The sequence below is a fragment of the Mesorhizobium sp. WSM4807 genome (genome assembly GCF_055811615.1).
The window spans coordinates 38,011-61,625 of the sequence record NZ_JBVVQY010000010.1; the positions used below are offsets into that span (position 1 = coordinate 38,011).

The window sequence follows — 23,615 nt, forward strand, 5'->3', positions numbered from 1 at the left end:
GTTGACAGCGCTCGACCAGAACCGCGATTTTGCCGAAGCAATGGCGGCAAATCGATGACATAGATGAGCGTCCGGGGGGAGTCGGAAATGCGGATTGTTCTGAGACTGGTGAAATGGCTGCTCGGGCTGGCCGTGCTGGCGGTCGCAGCACTCGCCGCCTGGCTTTACATCGCGCCGCCTGAACTGATCCGCGTCGGCTCGGGTTACACGGCCAAGATCATCTGCTCGAATGTCTTCGTCGCCGGACGCGATGCCGACCAGGTGCTCGCCGTCGACGTGCAGGCGCCGGGCCATCCGCTGCTCAGGCTGATGAGGGTCTCCGTCGACAAGGAGCAGGGCACGGTTTGGGCGGGGCTGTTCGGCGTGTTCGGCAAGAGCGTCGCGGTCGTTCGAGACGGGCTCGGCTGTGCTTCGGTTCCGGATGGCGACATCGCCACGGCCAAAGCAGTCGACGGGCCGGCGCTGATACCGGCGCCGTCGCGCGACGCACTTTGGCCGGACGGCGACAGGGTCGACGCCTCGCAAAACCCCGAAATCGCGAAAATCCTCGACGATCCTGCAATGACCGGCGCCGGTATGCGGGCGGTGGTGGTGGTCAAGAACGGCCGCATCATCGCCGAGCGCTATGGCGACGGCTTTACCGAAAAGACGCCGCTGCTTGGCTGGTCGATGACCAAGACGGTAAATGCCGCGATTGTCGGCACAGTGGTGAAGGACGGCAAGATGGTGATTACGAACCAGGGCCTGTTCGGACCCTGGAAAACGGACGGCCGCGCCGCCATCAGTCTCGCCGATATGATGGCGATGTCGAGCGGGCTGGAGTTCAACGAGGATTATGGCGACGTCACCGACGTGACGCGGATGCTCTACCTCGAGCCTGATATGGCGGGCTTTGCCGGATCCAAGTCGCTGACCGGCGAGGTAGGCAAGGTATTTGCCTATTCGAGCGGCACGGCAGTGATGCTGTCGCGGCTCTGGCAGGATGCGATCGGCGATAAGGATGAGGCGCTGGCGTGGCCACGAGTCGCACTGTTCGACCCACTCGGCATGCAGAGCGCGGTGCTGGAGGCCGACGAGCACGGCACCTTCGTCGGCTCGTCCTATCTCTACGCCACCGCGCGCGACTGGGCGCGCTTCGGCCAGTTCCTGCTGCAGGACGGCGTCTGGAACGGCCAGCAGATCCTGCCTGCCGGCTTCGTCGCCTGGATGCGGGAAGCCGCACCGGCCTCGAAAGTCTACGGCAGGGGCCAGGTGTGGATCGAGGGGCCGGGCGACGAGGAGAACCCCGGCGCCGGCATCGCTGCGGGCCTGCCAAGGGATACCTATTGGATGGAAGGCCATGACGGGCAAACGGTCGCCGTCATCCCCTCGGAGCAGCTGGTGGTGGTGCGGCTCGGCCTGACGCCGGCCAAGCTCGGCTACCGGCCGCAGATCATGCTGGCAGCGCTGGGGAAGGCGCTGCATTAGGGGCAAAACCCAATCACCTGAACGACCGAGTTCGGACCCTTCTCGGACATTTGACGCCGAGAGCCGGGACGACGCAAGTTGGGTGGGAAGCGGACGCTCCGTCGCTAGTCGTTTTTGGAGTACGGATCCTACGAGCGCGGTAAGGCTCAATCTGTCGGCGCGGCCTCCAGTCCGGCGATATCGAATTTCACCATAGAGCACCACTCGGCGACGCGTTTGGATTGGCGCGATCGCTCGTCAGTTCACCTAAGCCGCCTCGGCAGGGTGTGAACTACTCGGGATAAGTCTCGACGCCCTCCGGCGCCGCCCTGTGGAAAAGGACAAATACCAAGGTATTGCCGGCCTCGGCCGTCGTATCGCTGCGCAGACCCGCCACCTCTCCAGCCACGCTGCTGGTGTACTCCGCAACCACCTCGCCGAAGCTGTTACGCTGAATGGCCACTTTCTGTCCGGGTCCGACCTTGTCGTTCAGCTTGACCAGATGCTCGACGAACCCGGCCTGGGTTGCCAGGATCGGGAACGCACTGTTGCCGACAAAAACATTCACATCCTTGCCTGTGCGTCCCATTGGCCAGGCAAGGATGCCATGATGCTTGAGGACGTTCATCGTGCCTTCAACGAATAGGGGAATCATCTCAAGGTCGAGGATACGCGCAGCACCAACCTCCGGACAAAAGGATGGGATACCCGCGGCGACAAACGCGTTATGAAGGACACTTGGATACACAGGATTGTCGAAGATCTGGCCCACTGGATAAAGTTCCAGCATCGTCTTGATCTCGGGCACATCCATGTCGCCAATATTGAATGCGGAGGCATCGAATCCGGTCGTCCCGGTATGGAAGTGGATTGCGACGTCAGCGTTCGGCCGAAGGAGCCGGTTGAACAGGAGACCGGCGTGGCGGCTGGCCGCACTGGCACCGTTCTCGTTGCCGGGCCATTCCCTATTCATGTCGATCAGGTCAATGCCCCTGCCAGAATTGGGCCATCTGCGCTGCATGCTTTCCATGGCTGGACGGGACACGTCCGTGACCGCCATCACTGTGCCCGACATCTCCGCCGGATCAAGTTGGTTCATCACGGTCTGGACCGTATGCACAGAACTCATCTCGTCACCATGCACACCACTGACCAGGACAGCGCGCTTGCCCGGCTTTGCCCCCCTAGCGACCGTCACAGACACATACCAGTGCTGTCCGGTGGGCATCTGCACGCCCTGAAAATACAAAAAATGCTTCTTGCCGGGCTCCAGGTCCTTGACGTCGAGCACGCTGACGACTTTTTTCCCCTGGATCACATCGCCGGTATAGATCGTTGCTGATGGCGCACCCGGTGTCGGGCTAACCGATGAAGCCGCTGAGCCCTGGGCGTTCGCAGAACCAGCATTGGCCGCGAAGACGGCCGCCGCGCCTACCGAGGCAATGGATGCTACAATTAGATCCCGGCGATCGAGGCCCTTTTTAGGTTTGTCCGACATGATGAGGATCTCCTTATGTCGTGTGGAAAGCCAAAGTCGAATGCCAAATGTGTAGACTTTCGTAGGCAAACCGTTCGCATAACGCACTCGTCGCAGGCAGCGATCACATCCTGCCGCGAGCGGCAAGATACTGCTTCAATCGCGCGATCTGGTCGGCAGACCAGCCCTGCGGATCAGTCACCGCGAGCCACGCGTCGACGTAGTGTTCGGGCGCAAAGACATGACCATAGCCCATCGGCGTATTGGTCGCGACGGCCATGTCAAGGACCAACTGTAGCATCGATACCACCGGATACCACCGCAGTTCCGGCGATACGTCCGGGCCGCGTGGAGCGTCCATCCACTCGGGACGACGATAGAAGTCGCGATAATCGAAAAACGTAATCGCATCGCTGGCATATTGGAGGTAGACAATGCGCATGGGACCCCAAGGCGCGTCCGCCGGACCGGCCTCGCCATTCTGGTTCATGAAGCGGACGAACGAACCGTTCCGGAACCGCGGCAACCAAGCGGGCGTACCGGCATTGCGATGCTCCGTAATGCTGCGCCAAATTCTGCTCTCAAAGGGCGGACCGCTCCACAGCGCCCCTTGGACAGGGTCACCAAGGATCTCGAAAAGCTCCACCGATCCCTCGGAGTTCATCGCTCCGAGGCTCAGGCCATGCAGATAGAGTTTGGGTCGCCTGTCGTGGGGAAGCGTCGTCCAGTATTCATAGACTGCGGCAAACAAAGCCCTTGCTGCTTCCGAGCCGTATTCCGGCTCGACCAGCAACGATAGCGGGCTCGACAGATAGGAGTACTGCTGGGCAACACTCGCCACGTCGCCATTGTGGAGGTATTCAACCGTATCCATCGAGGCGGGATCGATCCAGCCACTTCCGGTAGGCGTGATGACGACCAGTACGGAGCGTTCGAAGGCCCCGACGCGCTTTGATTCCTCAAGGGCAAGTTGCGCCCTCTCTTCGGCAGTGTCGGCCGCCCGAAGCCCCACATAGACCCGGATGGGTTCGCGCGCATCCTTTTGCGTGAACGTGCTTATCTCGCTAGCGGTAGGTCCCGTCGCGATGAACTCTCGTCCTGCCCGTCCAAGTTCTTTCCAGCTGACGAGGGAAGCGGCACTGCCGGTCTTGAGCGGAGGTGTCGGCTGCGCTCGATCCGGTTCGACGAGGGCATCAAACGTTGCGAAGGACGAATCGGCGACGTAGAGCGCGTAGCGGACGAGCACGCCATTTGCGACCGCCCAGAACAACAGTATCGCGACAGTGAAACCGATCACATTCGAAACCCTGCGGGGGACGAAGCGGCCCGACCTTTCTGAAATCAAACGGGAGATGCGTTTGAAGAGCCGGGCCAGCGCGATGAGCATCAGGAACGTGACGATCGCGATGACGCAGACTTCAAGCGGATGCGCGCTCGTCACGGGTTCGAGGTGCATCAGTTGACGGATTGAATTTTGCCATTCCGCTGCCCACCATAAAAACAAGATGGCGATTGCTGCGCAAATGGCCGCGACGGCGATCTTGAGAGCAAGCAGGAACCGCTCACGCGGTTCCGGAAGCTCCATATAGGCCCACAGCCAGCGCCACGCGACTCCGATGCCGTATCCGGCGGCGAAACATGCCCCGGAGAGCACGCCCTGGGTCAGATAGGTTCGAGGAACAAGGGTCGGCGTAAGAGAAGCTACGAAGAACAGCGTGCCCACGACGAGGCCGCCGGCAGAAAGCGAGCACCAGAACTTTGTCACCCAGTTACGCATTTGGCCGCTTCGCTTCTCCTAGGATAGCGGTCTCGCGATGAATACGACTAGCCCATCATGGCTTGCTCTCGCGTTTTGTAGAAGGAGGGCAGGATAAATTTCCAGCTGCTCCGTGTGGCAAGTCGCAATATCTGGTTGAGTTGCATTGCGATCGCCAAAAATCCCCGTCGCTGTTGGAGAGCCGATGTTTGCAAATGGCGCGACCGCACCGGGAAGCCCGGACGAGTCAAGAGGATACTCGGTTGAGCGTTGGCCTTTCGCGCCGGAAGACACAAGCGGCGTTCGCCAGGTCTAGTCTAATCCGATTCAGAGTTCGTTCTCGTGAAGAGCGTGACGAGGTGGATGGCAATGTCCGCTCCTGACGCGCGAAGTTGCCCGTCTTCGACTCCGGCTCGGCCTGACCTGAATTTCAACACACCCTGACTAGCTGCGCTGCCCGACCACGGCGAGCCATGCATAGCCGCGATAAAGTGTTCTGAATCGGAGGCTTGCGCCGACTGTTGCAGATTCCGATTCCAGGACATCGCGCAGCGCTTCACGCGGCTCGACATGGAATTTTCTCAGCCAGCCGCGCAGCAGCGTGCGGAACCAGCGGGGCAGGGCTTCCTGCTGGCCGAAATCGACGACGTGCAGCGAGCCGCCAGGTGACAAGGCTGCAAGTGCCGCGGAAACCGTCTTCTCCCAACCGGGGATCATCGACAGCGAATAGGACACGAATATGCGGTCGAAGGTAGCCAGGCCGAACAGCGCCTCCGCATCGAAATCGGTGGCATCGCCGCGCGCCAGCGCAACACGGCCGGACAAGCCTTCGCGGGCCATGGCGGCGCTGGCCGTCTCCAGCATTTCGGTGGAAATATCGAGGCCGAAGAAGCGGGCGTCGGGATAGCGGCGGGCGGCAAGCACGATGTTGCGGCCGGTGCCGCAGCCGAGTTCGAGCACCGTGCCGCCGGCGGGCACATCCAGCCCTGATATCAGCCGGTCGCGGCCGAGCAGGTAATATTTGCGGGTCAGGTCGTAGATGTGGCGCTGCCAGCGGTAGACGCCGTCCATCAGTTCGGCGTGCCTGGCCGGCGGTTCGGCGTGCCTGGCCGGCAGTTCGGTCGCGCTCATGCGGACTGCTTCACATAGAGGTGGAAGCCGCCATAGATGGCCGACCGGTCGCGGGCCGAGAATTCGCGCGACGCCTCGTCCGCATAGCTCCACTGGTCGAGCAGCGAATTCGAGACCCGGCCGGGCAGCAGGCTGGGTTCGGCCGCGGTGCGGAAGATGACGCGGGCATCAGTCGACGCGGTGCGGGTGATCTCGGCCCACAGCGCGTTGAGCTGATCGTCGGTCATCCAGTCCTGCGCGTCGAGCAGGACGAAGCGGTCGACCGAACCGGCATCCTTGCCGGCGAGGAATTCGATCAGATTGGCATGGTGGATGGCGACGCGGTCGACATTGTTGCGGATCGTCTTGTAGTTCCGCTTTTCGAGATAGGCGGGCAGCGCCGCCTCGCCGGGATTGGGGTAGCGGCGGGCAAAAGCCTGCCAGGCGAAATAGTTGTTCTCTAGCGGAAAATCGCAAGCGAGCTTTTCCAGCCGGGCCTTCAGCACGCTGGCCATGGTGCCGTCGCCCGAGGTGATCAGCGAATCGTACTGGGCCGGCGGAATGCCGAGGCCGAACAGCGAGGCTTTTCGCGAGGTGGCCCATTTCAGCAACGGCTTTTCGAAGACCGGGGCCAGTTCCTCGTCGAAGAAGCGGCGCTGGTCGGCGAGGCTTTTGGCTTCCATGATGCCGGCCGGATCGACGCCGAAGAATTTGGCGGTGCGGTGACCCATGGCGATGAACAAGCCGAGCAGGCCCGTCTGGTAGAAATTGCGGTCGAAGACGGCGATGCGGCGACGGCGGCGCCAGTTGCGACGCTCCCAGTAATGGCGACTGACCGGGTCGAGATGCGGCGCGATGAAGCGGTCGTAGGCTTGCGAATTGTGACGGGTCTCGGCCGCACCGAAGAAACGGAACAGGTCGCCCTGCGACGGCAGATGGCGCACCGCTTCGAGCTTCATGCGGTTCAACGCGATGTGGGCGGCGTTGAGATCGACGGCGTCGATCCGTTCCGGTGACCGGGTGAGATAGGCGAGGATGTTGCAGCCGCCCGAGGCGATTGTGACGACGCGGTGGCCCTGGCCAAGCTGCATCGCGTCGATGTCGACATCGGGGTCTTCCCAGATCTGCGGATAGACGAGGCCGGAAAACAGAAAGGCGAAGAGCCGTTCGGAGAGGCCGGCCTTCGACAGCGGGCGGTTCTGGTAGACGGCCTTGCCAACTTGCTTGCCGCGGCGAAAAACCAGTTCTCCGGAAAGATCCGTCATGACAAGGCGATTCCCGTTTGCTCTGGCGCAAGCGGGTAGCGCAGGTGGATGACAGGCGGGTGACAGCCTGTTGAGATGAGCTCAGGCCTCGCCAAACCCGCCCGGCGTCGGCGTCGTCACAATGACGGCTTCACCGGCCTCCAGCACCGTCTGGTCGCAAGCCTTCAGGACTTCGATGCGGCCATCCTTGCGGCGGACCTTGGTCGAGCCGGCCTCGCCGTCGCCGCCGCCATCCAGGCCTTGCGGCGGGCGGTTGCGATGCGAGGACAGGATGGCGCATCCCATCTTTTCGAGGAAACGAATGGTGCGCTCGGTGCCGTCGCCGGCACTCCATCTGCCTTTGCCGCCGGGACCTTCGCGGATGTGGAAATCCTCGAGCAGGACGGGAAAACGCAGTTCCAGCACTTCCGGGTCGGTCAGGCGCGAATTGGTCATGTGGGTGTGGACGCCGGAGGTGCCGGCAAAGCCGCGGCCGGAGTTCATCCGGCCGGCCGGCGAGCCGGAGCAGATCGTCTCGTAATATTGGTACTTTTTGTTGCCGAAGGTGAGGTTGTTCATCGTGCCTTGCGCGTTGGCCATCGCGCCCATGGCGCCGAACAGCGCATTAGTGACATGCTGCGAGGTCTCGACATTGCCGGCGACGACGGCGGCGGGGTAGGCGGGCTTCAGCATGCAGCCATCGGGAATGACGATGTTGATCGGGCGGAGACACCCGGCATTCATCGGGATCGTGTCCTCGACCATGACGCGGAAGACATAGAGCACGGCTGCACGGGCGACCGGCTCGGGAGCGTTGAAATTGTTCTTCATGACCGGCGACGTGCCGGTGAAGTCGACGGTCGCCTCACGCTTTTGCCGGTCGACTGATATCTTCACCTTGATGATTTGGCCGGTGTCGGTCGGATACTCGTATACGGAACTGTCGGGCAGCCGCTCCAGCACGCGGCGCACGCTTTCGGCGGCGTTGTCCTGGACGTGACCCATATAGGCCTCAACGACATCGAGGCCAAAATGCGCGACCATCTTGCGCAGTTCGGCGACGCCCTTTTCGTTAGCGGCAATTTGCGCCTTGAGGTCTGCGATGTTCTGATGCGGATTGCGTGCCGGGTAGGGGTGGTCGGTGAGCAGCGTCTCCAGTTCCTTCTCGTGGAACCGGCCGCGATCGACGATGCGGAAATTGTCGAACAGCACGCCTTCCTCGTCGACGGTGGTGGCGAGCGGCGTCATCGAGCCGGGCGCGGTGCCACCGATGTCGGCATGATGACCGCGGGAGGCAACGTAGAAAAGGATTTCCTCCCCCCTTGAGGGGGAGGTGCCGCCGAAGGCGGCGGTGGGGGTCTCCTCAGAAGGCACCGCCGGAACGTCGAGCACTGCCGCAGCGACCCCACCCGACCACTCCGCGGCCACCCTCCCCTCGAGGGGGAGGGAAAACACCGGCGTCACCACGGTGATATCAGGCAGATGCGTGCCGCCATTATAAGGCGCATTCAGTGCAAAGACGTCGCCGGGATGGATGTCGCCGGAGTTCAGCCGGATGATGGTTTCCACTGAACGGTCCATGGAGCCGAGATGCACCGGCATGTGCGGCGCGTTGGCGACCAGCGCGCCATTGCGGTCGAAGACGGCGCAGGAGAAATCCAGCCGTTCCTTGATGTTGACGGAATAGGCAGTGTTCTGCAGCGTCACGCCCATCTGTTCGGCGATCGACATGAACAGGTTGTTGAACACCTCCAGCATGACCGGATCGGCCTCGGTGCCGAGCGCCGCCTGCCGGCGCTTTTTCTCGATACGGCGCAAGAGCACGTGGTTCTTGGCGGTGATCCCGGCCTGCCAGCCCGGTTCGACGACGATGGTCTGGTTCGGCTCGATGACCAGGGCAGGGCCGGCAATCCTGTGCCCCGGTTTGAGCGCCTCGCGGCGGAAGATGCCGGCGTCTCGCCATGTGCCGTCGGCGAAGATTTGCCGAGCCTCCGAAGGGCTTGCGGCCACGTCCTCAAGGGCTGAATCACTTTCGTCGCGGCCAGTGCCGCCGGTGTCGATGCCTTCGACGCCGACTGATTCCACGATCATCGGCTTGTCGTCATAGACGAAGCCGAACTGCGCCTTGTGGGCCATTTCGAAATCGCCCTTGGCGCGTGCGATCGAGCCGCGCTCGAAATTCACCGGCAGCGCGGTGTCGGTGCCGTCATAGCGGACCTGCAGCACCGGTTTCGAGGCGACGGCGTCCTCGGCGATGCCTTGTGCGGCGAGCTCGTCGATGACGGCTTTGCGCAATGTCGCGATAAGGTCGTCGATCGCCGGCCTGGAGTCTTCCGCCAGCGGTTTCAGCAGCGCCTGCTGGCGTGACGAAAAAATCGAGGACAACCCAATGCCATAAGCCGACAGCAGGCCGGAGAAGGGATGGATCAGCACCGCTTCCATGCCGAGTGCGTCGGCAACGAGGCAGGCGTGCTGGCCACCGGCGCCACCAAAACAGTTCAGGAGATATTCGGTGACGTCGTAGCCGCGCTGCACGGAAATCTTCTTGATCGCGTTGGCCATGTTTTCCACGGCGATGGTGACAAACCCCTCGGCGACAGCTTCCGGCGTCCGGCCCTCGCCGATTTCGGCGGCGAGTGCCGCGAATTTCTCGCGCACGGTTTGCACGTCGAGCGGCTCGTTCTGGCCGGGTCCAAAAATGACCGGGAAGAAGTCTGGTTGCAGCTTCCCCAGCATGACATTGGCGTCGGTGACGGCCAGCGGGCCACCGCGCCGGTACGCGGCCGGGCCGGGATTGGCGCCGGCCGAGTCCGGCCCGGCGCGAAAGCGGCCGGCCTCGAAGTGCAGGATCGAGCCGCCGCCGGCGGCGACGGTGTGGATGCGCATCATTGGTGCGCGGATACGCACGCCGGCAACCTCGGTGTCGAAGGCGCGCTCATAGTCGCCGTCATAGTGGGCGACGTCAGTCGAGGTGCCGCCCATGTCGAAGCCGATGACCTTGTCGAAACCGGCGAGTTTTGCTGTCTCGACCATGCCGACGACGCCGCCGGCCGGGCCGGACAACAACGCGTCCTTGCCCTGGAACATGTCGGCGGCGGTGAGGCCGCCCGACGACATCATGAACATGAGCCGGGGGGATTCCCTCCCCCTCGAGGGGAGGGTGGCGGCAAAGCCGCCGGGTGGGGTCGTTGCGGCAGTGCTCGACGTTCCTTGACGCCTCGCGCTGCCTTGGGCGACCCCCTCTGTCGGCTTCGCCGACATCTCCCCCTCGAGGGGGGAGAGGACGCCCAGTTCACCTGCCACCTTCTGCACATATCTTGAAAGGATCGGCGACAGATAGGCGTCGACCACGGTGGTGTCGCCGCGGCCGATCAGCTTGATGAGCGGTGAGACCTCGTGGCTGACCGAGACTTGGCGAAACCCCAGTTTTCTGCAGACTTTTGCAACCGCTTTTTCGTGGTCGGGATATTTCCAGGCATGGATGAAGACGATCGCCACGGCGTCGATGCCGTCGGCCTTGGCTTGTTCGATCGCCGGCCGGCAGGCGGCAATGTCGAGCAGCCGTTCGACGCAGCCGTCGGCGCGCACGCGCTCGTCGACCTCGATGACGCGCTCGTAAAGCTGTTCGGGAAGAATGATCTCCTTGGCGAAGATGTCGGGTCGCGCCTGGTAGGCGATCCTCAGCGCGTCGCGAAATCCCCTGGTGATGAGCAGCAGTACACGGTCGCCCTTGCGCTCCAGAAGCGCGTTGGTGGCAACGGTGGTGCCCATCTTCACGTCGCCGATCAGGCTGGACGGGATCGGAGCGCCGGATTCTAACCCGAGCAGTTCGCGAATCCCCTGGGTGGCGGCGTCGGCATAGGCTTCAGGATTCTCGGACAGCAGCTTGCGCGGGTGCAGCCCGCCTTTCGGATCACGGCCGATGACATCGGTGAAGGTGCCGCCGCGGTCGATCCAGAAATCCCATTTGGCGGTCACGGCAGCTCTCCCAGGCATTTTATTGATTCAATGTGTTAATTCGCCATGGCTTGGTGTTAGTTCGCCACGGCTTCGCCGGCAACGGCAAAGCAGATGATGTTACATGCGGAAACGCAACGTTATGAAACTCATAGGGCACTTGGTGCATTCTGCCCTCGATCGTCACCGGTAGCGGGGGCGTGATTAGAGGAGAGATGTCATGAAGAAACTCATTCTTGCGTCAGTTTCGGCGCTTGCCCTGCTTGGCGTTGCGGCTTGCAGCGACAGCGGCACGGGCGGGGACGCCACAACCACGCAGAGCACCAATCCGCCGGCGGCTGAACAGCCGATGCAGCCGGCTCCTGATGCCACCAAGCCGGCCGAGCCGGCTCCGACAGAGCCTGCTCCTGCGCCGGCGCAGTAGTTTATCTGACTGAAGATTGAGGGAAGGCCGGCATGATGCCGGCCTTCCCAGCATCTGGTTCAAGACACGCGCCTTGCGGCGATGGCCATCACCGCAAGCGCGAAGGTATGGTTTCGCCCGTCACTTTTTCGCCCAGCAGAAGGGCCGAAATTGCAGCAATTGTGCCTGGCTGACGCGGGCGATAGCGCCCGGCAGACCACCTGCCTGCCCGGCATTTCCCGCGCCAGTTTCCCCGAGACGACATAGCCTAACCTCGCCGCCAGGGCGGGAACGAACGGCAAGATGTCGCAAGGCCTGCGGTTTTCTCGCGATATGGCCGGTGTCGCGGCTGCCGTCTGCTTGTTTTCCATAATCGATGGTTAGCGCCACCTACTTCAGGCATCCCACGAAATCGGCTGGGCCGGCCCTGCGGCATTGTCTTCGCTTGATAGCGGTGGCCGGTTAGCCCTAATAGGTGATCATGTCGATTTGGGATCGCCTCGGCGACTTCATCACCCGCGTTTCGTCCTCAACCTCGTCGGGTGTCGCCGACGTCGTCGAGGCCGTGCGTACGGTTTTCTCCGGCGATCCCGATCTGCGCCGGCGCGTCGCCTTCTCGGTGGCGATGATCGCGCTGTCGGCCAAGATGGCCAAGGCCGACGGCATCGTCACGCAGGACGAGGTGCGCGCCTTCCAGCAGATATTCGAAGTGCCGAAGGACCAAACGCGCAATGTGGCGCGGCTCTATGATCTGGCCAAGCGCGACATCGCCGGATTCGAGACCTATGCCGCGCGGATGGCGCAGCTTTGCGGCTCCGGCCATTCGAACTGCGCGATGCTGGAGGACATTCTCGACGGGCTGTTCCATATCGCCAAGGCTGACGGGCTGGTCCACGAGCGCGAAGGCCAGTTCCTGCATCGTATCGCCGAGATATTCCGGATCGAGGAGGCGCATTACCAGAGCATTCTGGCCCGGCACGTCGACCTGGGTGCGGCCGATCCCTATGTCGTGCTTGGCATCGAGCGGGGAAAAACGTTCGAGGAGGTCAGGAAGCGTTATCGCAAGCTGGTTTCGGACAACCATCCCGACCGGCTGATCGCACGCGGTCTGCCGCAGGAATTCATCAAGATCGCAACGAGCAGGATAGCGGCAATCAACGCGGCCTATGAGATGATCGAACGAGGCCTGCGGCACGCATGAGCGGCTTCCCCCCCGACGAGCCGAGCGCCGAGGTAAGGGTATCGCCGAATTTCGGTCCACGACGCGAGAAGCCCGACATGATCGTGCTGCACTACACCGGCATGGAGACTGGCGCCGGCGCCGAAGCATGGCTGTGCGATCCGGCCAGCGAGGTTTCGTCGCACTATCTCGTCCATGAGGATGGCCGGATCGTCCAGATGGTTAGCGAAAGCGACCGTGCCTGGCATGCCGGCAAGAGTTCGTGGTTCGGACGCACCGACATCAACTCCTGTTCGGTCGGCATCGAGATCGTCAATCCGGGGCATTTGCTGGGCTATCGGAATTTTCCGAAACGGCAGATCGATGCCGTCATCGGCCTGTGCAAGGGGATTGTCCAGCGCCATTCCATTCCAGCCCAACGAGTGCTCGCCCACTCCGACGTGGCGCCGGGACGCAAGATCGACCCGGGCGAGAAATTCCCTTGGAAGGCCCTGTTCGAGGCCGGTGTCGGCCATCTCGTCGAAGCGGCACCTGTCAGGCGTGGCGCGGTGCTGAAGGCCGGCGATGCGGATGCCGAGGTCGAGGCGCTGCAATCGATGCTGGCGCTCTACGGTTATGGCGTGGAGATATCAGGCAATTTTGACCGGCGTACCGAAATCGTGGTCGAGGCTTTTCAACGGCACTTCCGCCAACGCAAAGTGGATGGTGTGGCCGACGGATCGACAATCCACACGCTGGAAAGGCTGCTTGCCTCCGTGAGGGCAGTTCCGTCCAAGTAGTCTTTTCCTAGCTGTTAAGTTACAACCTGTCACTTAAAGTGACTTGCCTCGCCTTTTTTGCCGCCAATTCGGTCGTCAAAGGCGATCCGTGCAAGTTGTCGGACCTACAGCCCCCCCAGATGTTCCGATGTTGATTAGCGTAGCTGCGTGAAGTTCTTCGCGCGGCTCAAACAGAACAGGATCCCATGCAGAAATTGACCGTTTTAACGGCAGCTGTTGCTGCCGGCGTAATGACTTTTGCCATCGGTGCGGCGAATGGCGCGCCACTGAGCCAGCGAGCCGACCAGGGTTTCATTACCGCGTCCGACAAAACCGCCACGCCGAAAGCCGGCCAGCGGGCAAAGGAAAAAAGGACAGCCCCCGCAAAGGCGGAAAAAGCTGCTGCGGTAAAGGTGAAAAAGCCAGCATCCGCAAAGGCGGAAAAAGCTGGGGTAAAAGTGAAAAAGCCAGTCTCTGCAAACAAGGCAGTCTCCAAGCGGCATGTGAAGCGCAACAGGACCCGCATCGACCAGGCGACGACGGCGGCGATCGGCCGGAAAAGCAGGGCGGCGGCGCCGAAGGCGGCGGTCGCCGGCGGCAGCGGCCAGTATTCGACGATCATCGAGCGTCATGCCGCCAGCAATGGTGTGCCGGTGTCGCTCGCCAAGGCCGTCATCATGATCGAGAGCAGTTTCCAGCCGAACCAGGTCGGCAGCGCCGGTGAGATCGGCCTGATGCAGATCAAGCCGTCGACGGCGCGGATGATGGGTTACAGCGGCTCGATCAAAGGTCTCTACGATCCCGAGACCAACATCAAATACGGCATGAAATACCTCGCCATGGCGCGGAACCTCGGCGACGGCACGACATGCGGCACGATCCTGAAGTACAATGCCGGCCATGGCGCCAAGCGTATGAACCCGATATCCGCGGCCTATTGCGGCAAGGTCAAGGTGCAGCTGGCCGCGCTTGGAGCGCCGGCGTAAAAAGCCGGAACCTGCTTTTTTTGTTTGCGTTTTCGGACGTGAATCCCTTTATACGCCTTGCCAGCTGGCCGGGCGGCCGTACCCGCGAAGCCGAAAGGCTGCGGGTGAGGAAAGTCCGGGCTCCATGGAGACACGGTGCCGGTTAATGGCCGGCGGGGGCGACCCTAGGGAAAGTGCCACAGAAAGCAAACCGCCACGATCCGTCGTGGTAAGGGTGAAAGGGTGGGGTAAGAGCCCACCGCGCGACTGGCAACAGGAGCGGCACGGTAAACCCCACCGGGAGCAAGACCGAATAGGGGCGGTGCGAGGGGAAACCCTCGAGGGCTGTTTCCGGCTCACCGTCCGGGTAGGTTGCGAGAGGTGCATGGCAACATGCGCCCAAGATGAATGGCCGCCACGTTCTCGCGCCGCAAGGGGCGAGGGCCATACAGAACCCGGCTTACAGGCCAGCTGGCAATTTCTTCCAGATTCTACAAGGAAATTCCCTGATATCAGCAGGTTGCGTCTTCGGGCGCGCCTGCTGGTTCAGGCGCCTCATTGACTGAATCAGCTTTCACTGGGCTGTGCATGGAGCGAGCGTTTCTTGAAATTGGTACGATTAAATCGTACCATAGGCCGGGCAATATCAGGAGCGCATCATGGGCCAGGTCGACAAACGCAGCATCACGCTTTCGCCGGAACTGGCGGCGGCCGTCGACGATGTGGTCGCCGCAGGCGAATATGCTTCGGCGAGCGAGGTGATCCGCGACGCACTCAGGCAATGGAAGGACCGCCGCGACTTGCATGGCTACACGGTCGAGGAGCTGCGCAAGCTGGTGCAGGAGGGGATCGACAGCGGGCCGGGACGGTTTGCGTCGATCGACGAAATCAAGGCCGAAGCGCGCAGGCGATTGAAATCCGATAACGCGGCATGAATTTGCTGCCCATCATCCGAACTGCAAATGCAGAAGAGGATTTGATCGCGATCTGGCTTCATATCGCGCGAGACGACGAGGCTGCAGCAGACCGGCTGCTCGACCGGATCGAAGCCCGCTGGCAGCAACTGGCGACTTATCCCTTCTCAGGCGCGCCGCGCGAAGACATTGCGCCCGGCATTCGCCACCTGGTCGTCGGCGAATATCTCACCCTGTACCGTGTCGGCGGAGATGCCATCGAAATCCTGCGTGTGCTGCATGGCCGGCGCAATATTGAAACCGACGATCTGGCTTCCTGATCGGTTCGTTCAGCCGCCGGCGCCGTCCAGTGACGCCTCGATCGCCTGCCCAAGCTCTTCCACCGGCTCGCAGCCGACCGACAGGCGAACAAAGCCGGGCGGCACTGCATCACCCCAGCGGGCGCGCCGCTCGGCCGAAGAGTGGACGCCGCCGAAGGAGGTCGCGGGCTGGATCAGGGCGCAGGCGCCGATGAACGCTTCGGCCTTGGCTTCACTCCCCAGGTCGAGACCGATAAGGAAGCCGAAACGCTCCATTTGGGTGGTCGCCAGATTGTGCGAAGGGTCATTCTCCAGTCCAGGAAAGCGGACGGATTTCACGCTCCGATGATTTGTCAGGCGTCGGGCGATCAGTTCGGCCGATTTGCACATGCGGTCGAAGCGGACTTCCAGCGTCTCGAGGCCTCGATGGACCAGCCAGGCTTCGAATGGTCCGGGGATGGAGCCCGACAGTTTGCGCCAGTCGCGGATGGCGGTGATGATCCCGGTGTCACGGCTGGCGACATGGCCGAACAGCGCGTCGGAATGGCCATTGGGCGCCTTAGTGTCAGCAGCAACGACGATATCGGCGCCGAGATCGAGCGGGCGCTGACCGTAAGGCGTCATCGTGGTGTTGTCGGCGACGACCAGCGCGCCGGCCTCGTGCGCAAGGCGCGCCACGCCGGTCAAGTCGCAAATGTCCAGCCCGGGATTGGATGGGGTCTCGACGAACACCAGCCGGTAGCCGGAAAAACTGCCGTCCAGAAAGGACTCGGTCGGTCTTGTGTCAAACGAGACGCCTAAAGGTTTGAGGAAGCGCTCGGCAAGCAGGCGCGGCGTGTAGTAACCATCGGACGGCAACAGGATGCGATCGCCTGCCTTGAGCAGCGCGAAGAAGACCGCCGAGATCGCGGCCATGCCCGACGGGAACGCTACAGACGGCGCGTCCTCAAGGTGGCCGAGCATGTCTTCCACCGCGTCCCATGTCGGGTTGTCGTAGCGCCCGTACTGGCTGACGCCGGCCGGGTTGCCGGGCAGATGGAAAGTTGTCGTCACTATCAGCGGTAGTGAGACCGGGTCGCCCTTGGCGAGCTTGACGCCACGCAAATGGGCAAGGGTGGCGGCGCGCGACTTCGCTGTTTCGGACATCGGTTTTTCGAACCCTGACTTTGAGGAGAAGAATGCGCAGACGCTATGCCGGGTCACACCGGCAGGCAAGCGCCGAACCGTGCCGGCAAACCGCTCTAAACGCTTCGTTAGGCTTAATGGAGCATAAAGACGGGAGTGCCGTCAAAGCTGCTCTTATCGGTTGTGGCGCGCGCGTTTGTGAAGCCTATTCCCGTTGACGCCCATAGCGCCCCATGATATCCCATTTCGATATTCAAGCCTTCGTTCCGCGTCAGGGTGAAGCGTACGCCAATCGGGCAGCCGCGGCGGCTGAGCGTTTGCTTGTTTTCGCCTGGAACGAAGTGAGTTTTGGGCAGGGACCGCGCCGGGGCGGCGCGGGCGGGAAGATGCAGAGGGGTGCGGCGGCGCAAGCGGCCGTAACGCGTAATGGACCGGTTTCTGTCAAGCGCGGTGAACAGGATCGATGCGAAGGGACGGGTGTCCGTTCCAGCGCATTTCCGTGCCGTTGTCCAGAAACGCGGCTATTCGGAACTCTATGCGCTGCGCTGCCTGGATCGCCCGGCGATGGATGTCGGCGGGCTCGACCTGCTCGACCGCTACGAGCAGCGCATCGCGCAGGAAGACCCCTTCCTGCAGACGGCGGACGACATGTCGTTCTTCTGCCATGGCGATGGGACATTTCTCAAGCTCGATCAGGACGGCCGCATCTCGATGACCGATTTCATCCGCGAGCACACCGGCATTTCCGCGGAAGCGGCGTTTGTCGGTCGCGGCAATTTCTTTCAGATCTGGGAACCTGGACGGCTCACCGCCTATGGGGCGGAAGCACGCGCCCGGCTTTTGCAGCTTCGGCAGGGGACGAAGCCTGGGGAGCGACCGGAATGATGGCGGGCTACGGCGATGACCCTCACGCCGCAGGCGGACCGGCTCGCCATATTCCGGTCCTCCTTGCCAAAGTGATGGAGGCGCTTTCGCCTAAGGCGGGCGAGCTGATCGTCGACGGCACCTTCGGCGCCGGCGGCTACACCAAAGCCATTCTGGCAAGCGGCGCCTCGGTCGTCGCCATGGACCGCGATCCGGATGCGATCGCTGCGGGTCGTGTCCTCGAACAACAATCAGGCGGCAAGCTCAGGCTGGTTCAGGCGCCGTTCTCGACATTGGACGAGCATGTCGAAAGTGCTGACGGCGTCGTGCTCGACATCGGCATCTCCTCAATGCAGATCGACCAGCCGGAGCGCGGTTTTTCGTTCCGCGCCGACGGACCACTCGATATGCGTATGGCGCAGGCTGGCCTCAGCGCCGCTGATGTCGTCAACAGCTTCAAAGTGGGCGACCTTGCCCGCATCTTCGGGTTTCTTGGCGAAGAGCGTCACGCCGGCCGCATCGCCCGCATGATCGTGAGCCGTCGCGAAAAACATCCGTTCGAGCGCACGCTCGACCTTGCCGACGCCATCGAGACGCATGTCGGCCGCGCGCCGAAGGACAAGATCCATCCGGCGACCCGCGTCTTCCAGGCGCTGCGCATCTTCGTCAATGACGAACTCGGCGAACTGGCCAAAGCGCTGTTTGCGGCTGAACGCGTGCTGAAACCGGGAGGACGGCTGGCCGTGGTGACGTTCCACTCCCTGGAAGACCGCATCGTCAAGCGCTTCATCGCCGATCGCGCCGATGCGGCAACCGGATCCCGGCACCTGCCCGAGGCGCAAGCGCGCACCGCCACCTTCAAAAAGGCGGGTAGCGGCGTGACGCCTGATGAGGCCGAGATATCAGCCAATCCGCGCGCACGCTCGGCAAGGCTGCGCGCTGCGATCCGCACCGAAGCACCGCCGCGCGCCGGCGACTTTTCGATTTTCGGGCTTCCAAAACTTCCTGACCCAAAACTTCCCGGTGCCGACCGCCCGGGAGAGAGGTGAGCGCACGTGTTTCGTACCAGCGACATAGTCCTTATCGCCGTCATGGTTTCGGCTGCGGCCTTGACCTTCAAGACCAAGCGCGAGGCCGAGGAACAATTGGCGGCGGTGCACAAGATCCAGGCGCAGATCCGCTATGAGGAGGATACGATCGATCTCCTGAAGGCGGACTGGAGCCTGCTGACCCAGCCGTCGCGCCTGCAAAAGCTGGCCGAGATCTACAAGTCGCAACTCGAACTCGAGCCGGTCAGCGCCCGCCAGATCATCGGGCTGGACGACCTGCCGGCAAAACCCCTCACCATCGAGGACCTTTCGTCGCAGCGGCTGGGCGGCATGGCCGACAATTCTGGCAAAGGACACTTGGGCGACAAAGACCCCGTGGTGACCGGAGGCATCGTCCAATGATCGCCAGATTTCCATCGATCGCCAGACTGCTGAAGCGCCGCGCCAAGTCGGAAGACGGATCGATTGTGGTCGAAGGCGCCCGCAAGGCGACCGGCGGCAAGGGCAGGACCCGCATCGTGATGACGATGGCGGTGTTCTTCGGCATCTATTCAACCATCACCGGGCGGCTGGTCTATCTGGGTTTTCAGAACCCCGACCTGTCAGGCGGTCCGCAGAGCCGAGTGACGGCGTCACGGCCCGACATCGTCGACCGCAACGGCGAGGTGCTGGCGACGGACATCAAGACGGCATCGCTGTTTGCCGAACCGCGCCGCATTGTCGACGCCGACGAGGCGATCGAAAAGCTGGCGACGGTGCTTCCCGAGATCGACTACGAGCAGACCTACCACAAGCTCAAGAGCGGTGCCGGCTTCGTCTGGCTGCAGCGGCAACTGACGCCCAAGCAACAATCTGACATCATGCAGCTCGGTGTTCCCGGCTTCGGCTTCCGCACCGAAAAGCGCCGCTTCTATCCGGCTGGCGAAACTTCGTCCTACATTGTCGGGCTCACCAACATCGACAACCAAGGCATCTCCGGCATGGAGAAATACATCGACGAACAGGGGCTGAGCGATCTTCAGGCGTCGGGCCTGGCGGTGGCCAAGGATCTGAAGCCGGTGCAGCTCTCGATCGACCTGCGCGTCCAGCATATCGTGCGTGACGAGGTCGCCACCGGCATGGAGAAATACCGCGCAATCGCGGCGGGCGCCGTCGTTCTCAACATCAAGACCGGCGAAGTGATGGCGATGGCATCGGTTCCGGATTTCGACCCGAACAACCCCTACAATGCGCAGGACAAGGACCGCTTGAACCGCATGTCGGCCGGCCTTTACGAAATGGGTTCGACGTTGAAGAGCTTCACCACCGCCATGGCGCTCGATTCCGGCAAAGTGACGCTGGAAAGCCGTTTCGACGCTTCGCGCCCGATCAGGATCGGCCGTCAGACCATCCATGATTTTCACGGCAAGGCTCGGGTGCTGTCGGTGCCCGAAGTGTTCATCTACTCGTCCAACATCGGTTCGGCCAAGGAAGCCGAAGCGGTTGGCATCGAGGGGCACCGCGAATTCCTGCATCGCCTGGGGATCCTCGAGAAGATGCAGACGGAACTGCCGGAGGTCGCCCGCCCGACCGAGCCCAAGGTCTGGAAACAGGTCCATTCGATCACCATCGCCTTCGGTCACGGTGTGTCGACAACGCCGCTGCAGACGGCGGTCGGCTGCGCCGCGCTGCTGAACGGCGGCTATCTGATCCAGCCGACATTCCTGAGGCGCGCACAGGAGCAGGCGATGTCGGTGGCCAAGAAAGTGGTCAGCGACAAGACGGTCGAGGGCATGCGCTATCTCTACGCACTGAACGCCGAGAAAGGGTCAGGCAGGAACGCCAGGGTTCCAGGTTACCGCGTCGGCGGCAAGACCGGAACGGCCGAGAAGGTTGTCAACGGCCGCTATTCAAAGGACAAGAATTTCAACGCCTTCGTCGCGGCTTTCCCGATGGACGATCCGCAATACATCGTGCTTACGATCGCCGACGAACCGAGGCCGGAAAAACCCGGCATGGGTGCAACGGCCGCCTCGAATGCTGGCGTCATGGCTGCGAACATTGTCCGACGTTCGGCTTCCATGCTTGGCGTGAAGCCAGATTTCAGCCATGAAAATGGCGCAACGCTGGTTTCCTATCAGTGATTCTTAGGGCGCGCCGGCAACAGCGCGCTATTTTGTTGCGATGAACGGGGTTCGATGAAGCTGAAAGACCTAGCCGGTATCCTGCCTGTCGAGGGGACAGCTTCCTTCGATACGGAGGTTACCGGGATTTCGTCGGATTCCCGCCAGGTAGGACCGGGCGTGGTCTTCTTCGCGCTCATCGGTACCAGGGCCGATGGCGTGGCCTATGCCGCCGATGCCGCCAAGCGCGGCGCAGTGGCGATCGTGGCCGGCAACGGCAGTGCGGTCGCCGGACTACTGCCGGTGCCCGTTCTCGCCGTCGACGATCCGCGCCTTGCGCTGGCGCTGAGTGCCGCCCGCTACTTCGGCAGCCAGCCGCAAACCATGGTCGCGGTGACCGGGACCAGCGGCAAGACATCGGTTGCGGCCTTCACCAGGCAGATCTGGGAGCAGTCAGGCTTTGCCGCCGCCTCGATCGGCACGACCGGCGTGGTGGCGCCGGGCCGCAACGAATATGGCTCGCTGACCACCCCCGACCCGGTAGATCTGCACAGGCTGCTGCGGGAACTGGCGGATGCCGGCGTCACCCATGCATCGATGGAGGCCTCCAGCCACGGTCTCGACCAGCGCCGGCTTGACGGCGTGAAGCTTGCAGCCGGCGGCTTCACCAATCTCGGCCGCGACCACATGGACTATCATCCGACAGTCGAGGACTATCTTCGCGCCAAGCTGCGCCTGTTCGACACGCTGCTGCCGAAGGGTGCACCGGCCGTCATCTTTGCCGACGATCCGTGGTCGGAGCCGACGATCCGGGCGGCGAGGGCGGCGGGACTGGATGTGCTGACGGTCGGCCGTCACGGCGGGTTCCTGACACTGAAGCGGGTCGAGCACGAGCGCCACCGCCAGCGTGCCGAAGTGGAAGTCGATGGCGTTCTCCACGAGATCGACCTGCCGCTGGCCGGCGATTTCCAGATCGCCAATGCCCTGGTTTCGGCGGGCCTCGCCATCTCCACTGGAACACCTGCCGCCAAAGCCCTGATGGCGTTGGAGAAATTGAAGGGCGCACCGGGCCGGCTGGACCTTGTTGGCACCACTGCCAACGGTGCGCCGGTCTATGTCGATTACGCGCACAAGCCGGACGCGCTGGAAAACGTGTTGGCCTCGGTGCGGCCGTTCACCACCGGTCGCGTCATCGTCGTGTTCGGCTGCGGCGGCGACCGCGACCGGGGCAAGCGGCCCATCATGGGCGAGATCGCCACGCGGCTCGCCGATGTCGTCATCGTCACCGACGACAATCCGCGTTCGGAAGTGCCCGAAACGATCCGCTCCGCGATCCTTGCCGCTGCGCCCGGCGCCATCGAGATCGGCGACCGGCGCAAGGCGATCCACGAGGCGGTCGCCATGCTCCATGCCGGCGACACGCTGATCGTGGCCGGCAAGGGGCATGAAGAAGGCCAGACCATCGGCGCCGAGACGCTGCATTTTTCCGACCATGAGGAAGTCCGCGCCGCGCTCCAGGAGCGCGTCGCATGAACTTCCTGTGGACCTCCGAGGATCTCGTCGCCGCCATGGGGGGACGACCGCTCGGTCCGATGCCGGAAGGGATCAGCGGCATCTCGATCGACAGCCGCAGCCTTGAGCCAGGCGATGCTTTCTTCGCCATCAAGGGCGAGGCGATGGACGGCCATGATTTCGCGACCGCTGCCATCAAGGCCGGCGCCGGCGTGCTGGTCGTCGCCGAGGGCAAGCTGCCGTCGCTCGGGCGGCTGACGGCGCCGATGATCGTCGTGCAGGACGTGCTGGCCGCACTGGAAAAGCTAGGGCTGGCCGCACGCGCGCGCTCGAATGCCAAGGTCATCGCGGTGACCGGTTCGGCGGGCAAGACCACCACCAAGGAAGCGCTGCGCCATGTGCTGTCCGCGGTCGGCAAAGTGCATGCGTCGCCGCAGTCTTTCAACAACCACTGGGGCGTTCCGCTGACGCTGGCGCGGATGCCGGTGGATTGCGACTATGCCGTGTTCGAGATCGGCATGAACCATCCAGACGAGATCCGGCCGCTGGTCAAGATGGTCCGGCCGCATGTCGCCATCGTCACGCTGATCGCCGCGGCACATCTAGGCTTCTTCCGCAATCTGGACGAGATCGCCAAGGCCAAGGCCGAGATTTTCGAGGGGCTGGAACCGGACGGTGCCGCCCTTCTCAACCGCGACGATCCGCGCTGGAAGCTTCTGGACAAGTTGGCGAGAGCCGCCGGCGTCGAGTACATTTACGGGTTTGGCGAGAATGCCCGTGCGACCTTCAAACTGCTCAAATGCGCGCTGCATGCCGATCATTCTGTCATCACCGCCAAGATCGGCGGACAGGAGATCACCGCCAGGGTAGGCGCACCGGGCCGCCACATGGTGCAGAATGTGCTGGCCGTGCTGGGCGCCGCGCATCTGGTCGGGGCCGACATCGCCAGGGTGGCGCTGGCGCTGGCCGATCTTTCGGCCGAACGCGGACGCGGCAAGCGCCATGTGCTGCGCCACCCCAAGGGTCCGATCACGTTGATCGACGAGAGCTACAATGCCAATCCGGCGTCGATGAGCGCAGCAATGGCGCTGCTCAACGCGACGCCGGTGTCGGGCGAAGGCAGGCGCATCGCGGTGCTCGGCGACATGCTCGAACTCGGCGACCACTCGGCGAAGCTGCATGCAGCCCTTGCCGATCTCATCGTCGGCACAGACACGCGCACGGTCTTTCTCGCCGGCCCGGAAATGCGGGCGCTGGCCGACATCCTGCCTGATGAGATCGAGACGGAGTATCGCGCCGGCGCAGAGGATCTGAAACTGGTGCTTCTGTCGGCGCTGAAGCCCGGCGACGTGGTGATGATCAAATCGTCGAAAGGCATCGGGTTTTCCAAGTTGGTCGACGCACTGCTCAGCAAATTTCCGGCGGTAGCCACAACCGCCAAACAGACCTAGAGC

Annotated in this window: 19 protein-coding genes and 1 other RNA gene; 14 read left to right on the forward strand and 6 right to left on the reverse strand. The window is 62.7% G+C overall.

Translation table 11 applies throughout. The features are described from left to right. Positions 1 to 87: 87 nt before the first annotated feature. On the forward strand, positions 88 to 1,467 hold the full coding sequence (locus AC0L3N_RS15190) for a serine hydrolase domain-containing protein (RefSeq protein WP_473548362.1): 1,380 nt from the start codon (positions 88 to 90) through the stop codon (positions 1,465 to 1,467). Between the two features lie 271 nt (positions 1,468 to 1,738). Here AC0L3N_RS15190 and AC0L3N_RS15195 read toward each other — a convergent pair whose 3' ends face one another. From AC0L3N_RS15195 to AC0L3N_RS15215, 5 genes are all read right to left on the reverse strand, one after another. Continuing rightward, positions 1,739 to 2,944 (reverse strand): M14 family metallopeptidase, encoded by a 1,206-nt coding sequence (locus AC0L3N_RS15195; RefSeq protein WP_473548363.1) that lies wholly within the window; start codon positions 2,942 to 2,944, stop codon positions 1,739 to 1,741. Positions 2,945 to 3,047: 103 nt separating this feature from the next. Then, on the reverse strand, positions 3,048 to 4,700 hold the full coding sequence (locus AC0L3N_RS15200; protein ID WP_473548364.1) for an alpha/beta hydrolase: 1,653 nt from the start codon (positions 4,698 to 4,700) through the stop codon (positions 3,048 to 3,050). A 423-nt stretch (positions 4,701 to 5,123) separates the two neighbouring features. Next, entirely contained in the window at positions 5,124 to 5,810 is a 687-nt protein-coding gene (locus tag AC0L3N_RS15205; RefSeq protein ID WP_473548365.1) for a class I SAM-dependent methyltransferase, read from the reverse strand. Next, complete coding sequence (locus AC0L3N_RS15210; RefSeq protein ID WP_473548366.1) at positions 5,807 to 7,054, reverse strand: BtaA family protein; 1,248 nt, start codon at positions 7,052 to 7,054, stop codon at positions 5,807 to 5,809. Before AC0L3N_RS15210 ends, AC0L3N_RS15205 begins: the two co-directional genes overlap by 4 nt. A gap of 81 nt (positions 7,055 to 7,135) precedes the next feature. Next, positions 7,136 to 11,011, reverse strand: a complete 3,876-nt coding sequence (locus AC0L3N_RS15215) for a hydantoinase B/oxoprolinase family protein (protein ID WP_473548367.1) — start codon at positions 11,009 to 11,011, stop codon at positions 7,136 to 7,138. Positions 11,012 to 11,210: 199 nt separating this feature from the next. Between AC0L3N_RS15215 and AC0L3N_RS15220 the strand changes: the two genes are divergently transcribed. From AC0L3N_RS15220 to AC0L3N_RS15250, 7 genes are all read left to right on the forward strand, one after another. Further along, positions 11,211 to 11,414 (forward strand): hypothetical protein, encoded by a 204-nt coding sequence (locus AC0L3N_RS15220; RefSeq protein WP_123151969.1) that lies wholly within the window; start codon positions 11,211 to 11,213, stop codon positions 11,412 to 11,414. A gap of 460 nt (positions 11,415 to 11,874) precedes the next feature. Beyond that, a complete protein-coding gene (locus AC0L3N_RS15225; RefSeq protein WP_095494817.1) occupies positions 11,875 to 12,594 on the forward strand; it encodes a J domain-containing protein in 720 nt (239 codons plus the stop codon). Further along, positions 12,591 to 13,352, forward strand: a complete 762-nt coding sequence (locus tag AC0L3N_RS15230) for an N-acetylmuramoyl-L-alanine amidase (protein WP_473548368.1) — start codon at positions 12,591 to 12,593, stop codon at positions 13,350 to 13,352. The genes AC0L3N_RS15225 and AC0L3N_RS15230 overlap by 4 nt, the downstream gene beginning before the upstream one ends. 185 nt (positions 13,353 to 13,537) lie before the next feature. Beyond that, the gene (locus tag AC0L3N_RS15235) at positions 13,538 to 14,317 is read left to right on the forward strand and encodes a lytic transglycosylase domain-containing protein (protein WP_473548369.1); all 780 of its coding nucleotides are present in this window, start codon (positions 13,538 to 13,540) and stop codon (positions 14,315 to 14,317) included. A gap of 60 nt (positions 14,318 to 14,377) precedes the next feature. Beyond that, positions 14,378 to 14,775, forward strand: an RNA gene (gene rnpB / locus AC0L3N_RS15240) — RNase P RNA component class A. Between the two features lie 180 nt (positions 14,776 to 14,955). Further along, a complete protein-coding gene (locus AC0L3N_RS15245) occupies positions 14,956 to 15,231 on the forward strand; it encodes a type II toxin-antitoxin system ParD family antitoxin (RefSeq protein ID WP_123151966.1) in 276 nt (91 codons plus the stop codon). Further along, a complete protein-coding gene (locus AC0L3N_RS15250; RefSeq protein WP_473548370.1) occupies positions 15,228 to 15,530 on the forward strand; it encodes a type II toxin-antitoxin system RelE/ParE family toxin in 303 nt (100 codons plus the stop codon). The genes AC0L3N_RS15245 and AC0L3N_RS15250 overlap by 4 nt, the downstream gene beginning before the upstream one ends. Positions 15,531 to 15,539: 9 nt before the next feature. On the opposite strand, the gene AC0L3N_RS15255 is transcribed toward AC0L3N_RS15250, so the two are convergent. Beyond that, on the reverse strand, positions 15,540 to 16,655 hold the full coding sequence (locus tag AC0L3N_RS15255) for a cystathionine gamma-lyase (protein WP_473548371.1): 1,116 nt from the start codon (positions 16,653 to 16,655) through the stop codon (positions 15,540 to 15,542). A gap of 405 nt (positions 16,656 to 17,060) precedes the next feature. On the opposite strand from AC0L3N_RS15255, the gene mraZ reads away from it, so the two are divergent. From mraZ to AC0L3N_RS15285, 6 genes are read left to right on the forward strand one after another with little or no spacing between them, the layout of a single operon-like run. Next, complete coding sequence (mraZ, locus tag AC0L3N_RS15260) at positions 17,061 to 17,519, forward strand: division/cell wall cluster transcriptional repressor MraZ (protein ID WP_123151963.1); 459 nt, start codon at positions 17,061 to 17,063, stop codon at positions 17,517 to 17,519. Continuing rightward, positions 17,516 to 18,547 carry a 16S rRNA (cytosine(1402)-N(4))-methyltransferase RsmH gene (gene rsmH, locus AC0L3N_RS15265; protein WP_473548372.1) on the forward strand — a complete coding sequence of 344 codons (1,032 nt, stop codon included), beginning with the start codon at positions 17,516 to 17,518 and terminating at the stop codon, positions 18,545 to 18,547. Before mraZ ends, rsmH begins: the two co-directional genes overlap by 4 nt. A 6-nt stretch (positions 18,548 to 18,553) precedes the next feature. Continuing rightward, a complete protein-coding gene (gene ftsL / locus AC0L3N_RS15270; protein WP_473548373.1) occupies positions 18,554 to 18,949 on the forward strand; it encodes a cell division protein FtsL in 396 nt (131 codons plus the stop codon). Beyond that, positions 18,946 to 20,670 (forward strand): peptidoglycan D,D-transpeptidase FtsI family protein, encoded by a 1,725-nt coding sequence (locus AC0L3N_RS15275; RefSeq protein ID WP_473548374.1) that lies wholly within the window; start codon positions 18,946 to 18,948, stop codon positions 20,668 to 20,670. Before ftsL ends, AC0L3N_RS15275 begins: the two co-directional genes overlap by 4 nt. Positions 20,671 to 20,724: 54 nt before the next feature. Continuing rightward, the gene (locus AC0L3N_RS15280; RefSeq protein ID WP_473548375.1) at positions 20,725 to 22,182 is read left to right on the forward strand and encodes a UDP-N-acetylmuramoyl-L-alanyl-D-glutamate--2,6-diaminopimelate ligase; all 1,458 of its coding nucleotides are present in this window, start codon (positions 20,725 to 20,727) and stop codon (positions 22,180 to 22,182) included. After that, positions 22,179 to 23,612, forward strand: coding sequence for a UDP-N-acetylmuramoylalanyl-D-glutamyl-2,6-diaminopimelate--D-alanyl-D-alanine ligase (locus tag AC0L3N_RS15285; RefSeq protein WP_473548376.1), 1,434 nt, complete (start codon positions 22,179 to 22,181; stop codon positions 23,610 to 23,612). Before AC0L3N_RS15280 ends, AC0L3N_RS15285 begins: the two co-directional genes overlap by 4 nt. The last annotated feature ends 3 nt before the right edge of the window (positions 23,613 to 23,615 follow it).

Excerpts from the sequence above, each read along its gene's own strand:
- AC0L3N_RS15205 (WP_473548365.1), bottom strand. The coding sequence starts at position 5,810 with ATGAGCGCGACCGAACTGCCGGCCAGGCACGCCGAACCGCCGGCCAGG.
- AC0L3N_RS15235 (WP_473548369.1), top strand. The coding sequence starts at position 13,538 with ATGCAGAAATTGACCGTTTTAACGGCAGCTGTTGCTGCCGGCGTAATG.
- AC0L3N_RS15210 (WP_473548366.1), bottom strand. The coding sequence starts at position 7,054 with ATGACGGATCTTTCCGGAGAACTGGTTTTTCGCCGCGGCAAGCAAGTT.
- AC0L3N_RS15280 (WP_473548375.1), top strand. The coding sequence starts at position 20,725 with ATGAAGCTGAAAGACCTAGCCGGTATCCTGCCTGTCGAGGGGACAGCT.
- mraZ (WP_123151963.1), top strand. The coding sequence starts at position 17,061 with ATGGACCGGTTTCTGTCAAGCGCGGTGAACAGGATCGATGCGAAGGGA.
- AC0L3N_RS15200 (WP_473548364.1), bottom strand. The coding sequence starts at position 4,700 with ATGCGTAACTGGGTGACAAAGTTCTGGTGCTCGCTTTCTGCCGGCGGC.
- AC0L3N_RS15225 (WP_095494817.1), top strand. The coding sequence starts at position 11,875 with ATGTCGATTTGGGATCGCCTCGGCGACTTCATCACCCGCGTTTCGTCC.
- AC0L3N_RS15230 (WP_473548368.1), top strand. The coding sequence starts at position 12,591 with ATGAGCGGCTTCCCCCCCGACGAGCCGAGCGCCGAGGTAAGGGTATCG.
- AC0L3N_RS15220 (WP_123151969.1), top strand. The coding sequence starts at position 11,211 with ATGAAGAAACTCATTCTTGCGTCAGTTTCGGCGCTTGCCCTGCTTGGC.
- AC0L3N_RS15190 (WP_473548362.1), top strand. The coding sequence starts at position 88 with ATGCGGATTGTTCTGAGACTGGTGAAATGGCTGCTCGGGCTGGCCGTG.
- AC0L3N_RS15250 (WP_473548370.1), top strand. The coding sequence starts at position 15,228 with ATGAATTTGCTGCCCATCATCCGAACTGCAAATGCAGAAGAGGATTTG.
- AC0L3N_RS15285 (WP_473548376.1), top strand. The coding sequence starts at position 22,179 with ATGAACTTCCTGTGGACCTCCGAGGATCTCGTCGCCGCCATGGGGGGA.
- AC0L3N_RS15195 (WP_473548363.1), bottom strand. The coding sequence starts at position 2,944 with ATGTCGGACAAACCTAAAAAGGGCCTCGATCGCCGGGATCTAATTGTA.
- AC0L3N_RS15275 (WP_473548374.1), top strand. The coding sequence starts at position 18,946 with ATGATCGCCAGATTTCCATCGATCGCCAGACTGCTGAAGCGCCGCGCC.
- rsmH (WP_473548372.1), top strand. The coding sequence starts at position 17,516 with ATGATGGCGGGCTACGGCGATGACCCTCACGCCGCAGGCGGACCGGCT.
- AC0L3N_RS15255 (WP_473548371.1), bottom strand. The coding sequence starts at position 16,655 with ATGTCCGAAACAGCGAAGTCGCGCGCCGCCACCCTTGCCCATTTGCGT.
- AC0L3N_RS15245 (WP_123151966.1), top strand. The coding sequence starts at position 14,956 with ATGGGCCAGGTCGACAAACGCAGCATCACGCTTTCGCCGGAACTGGCG.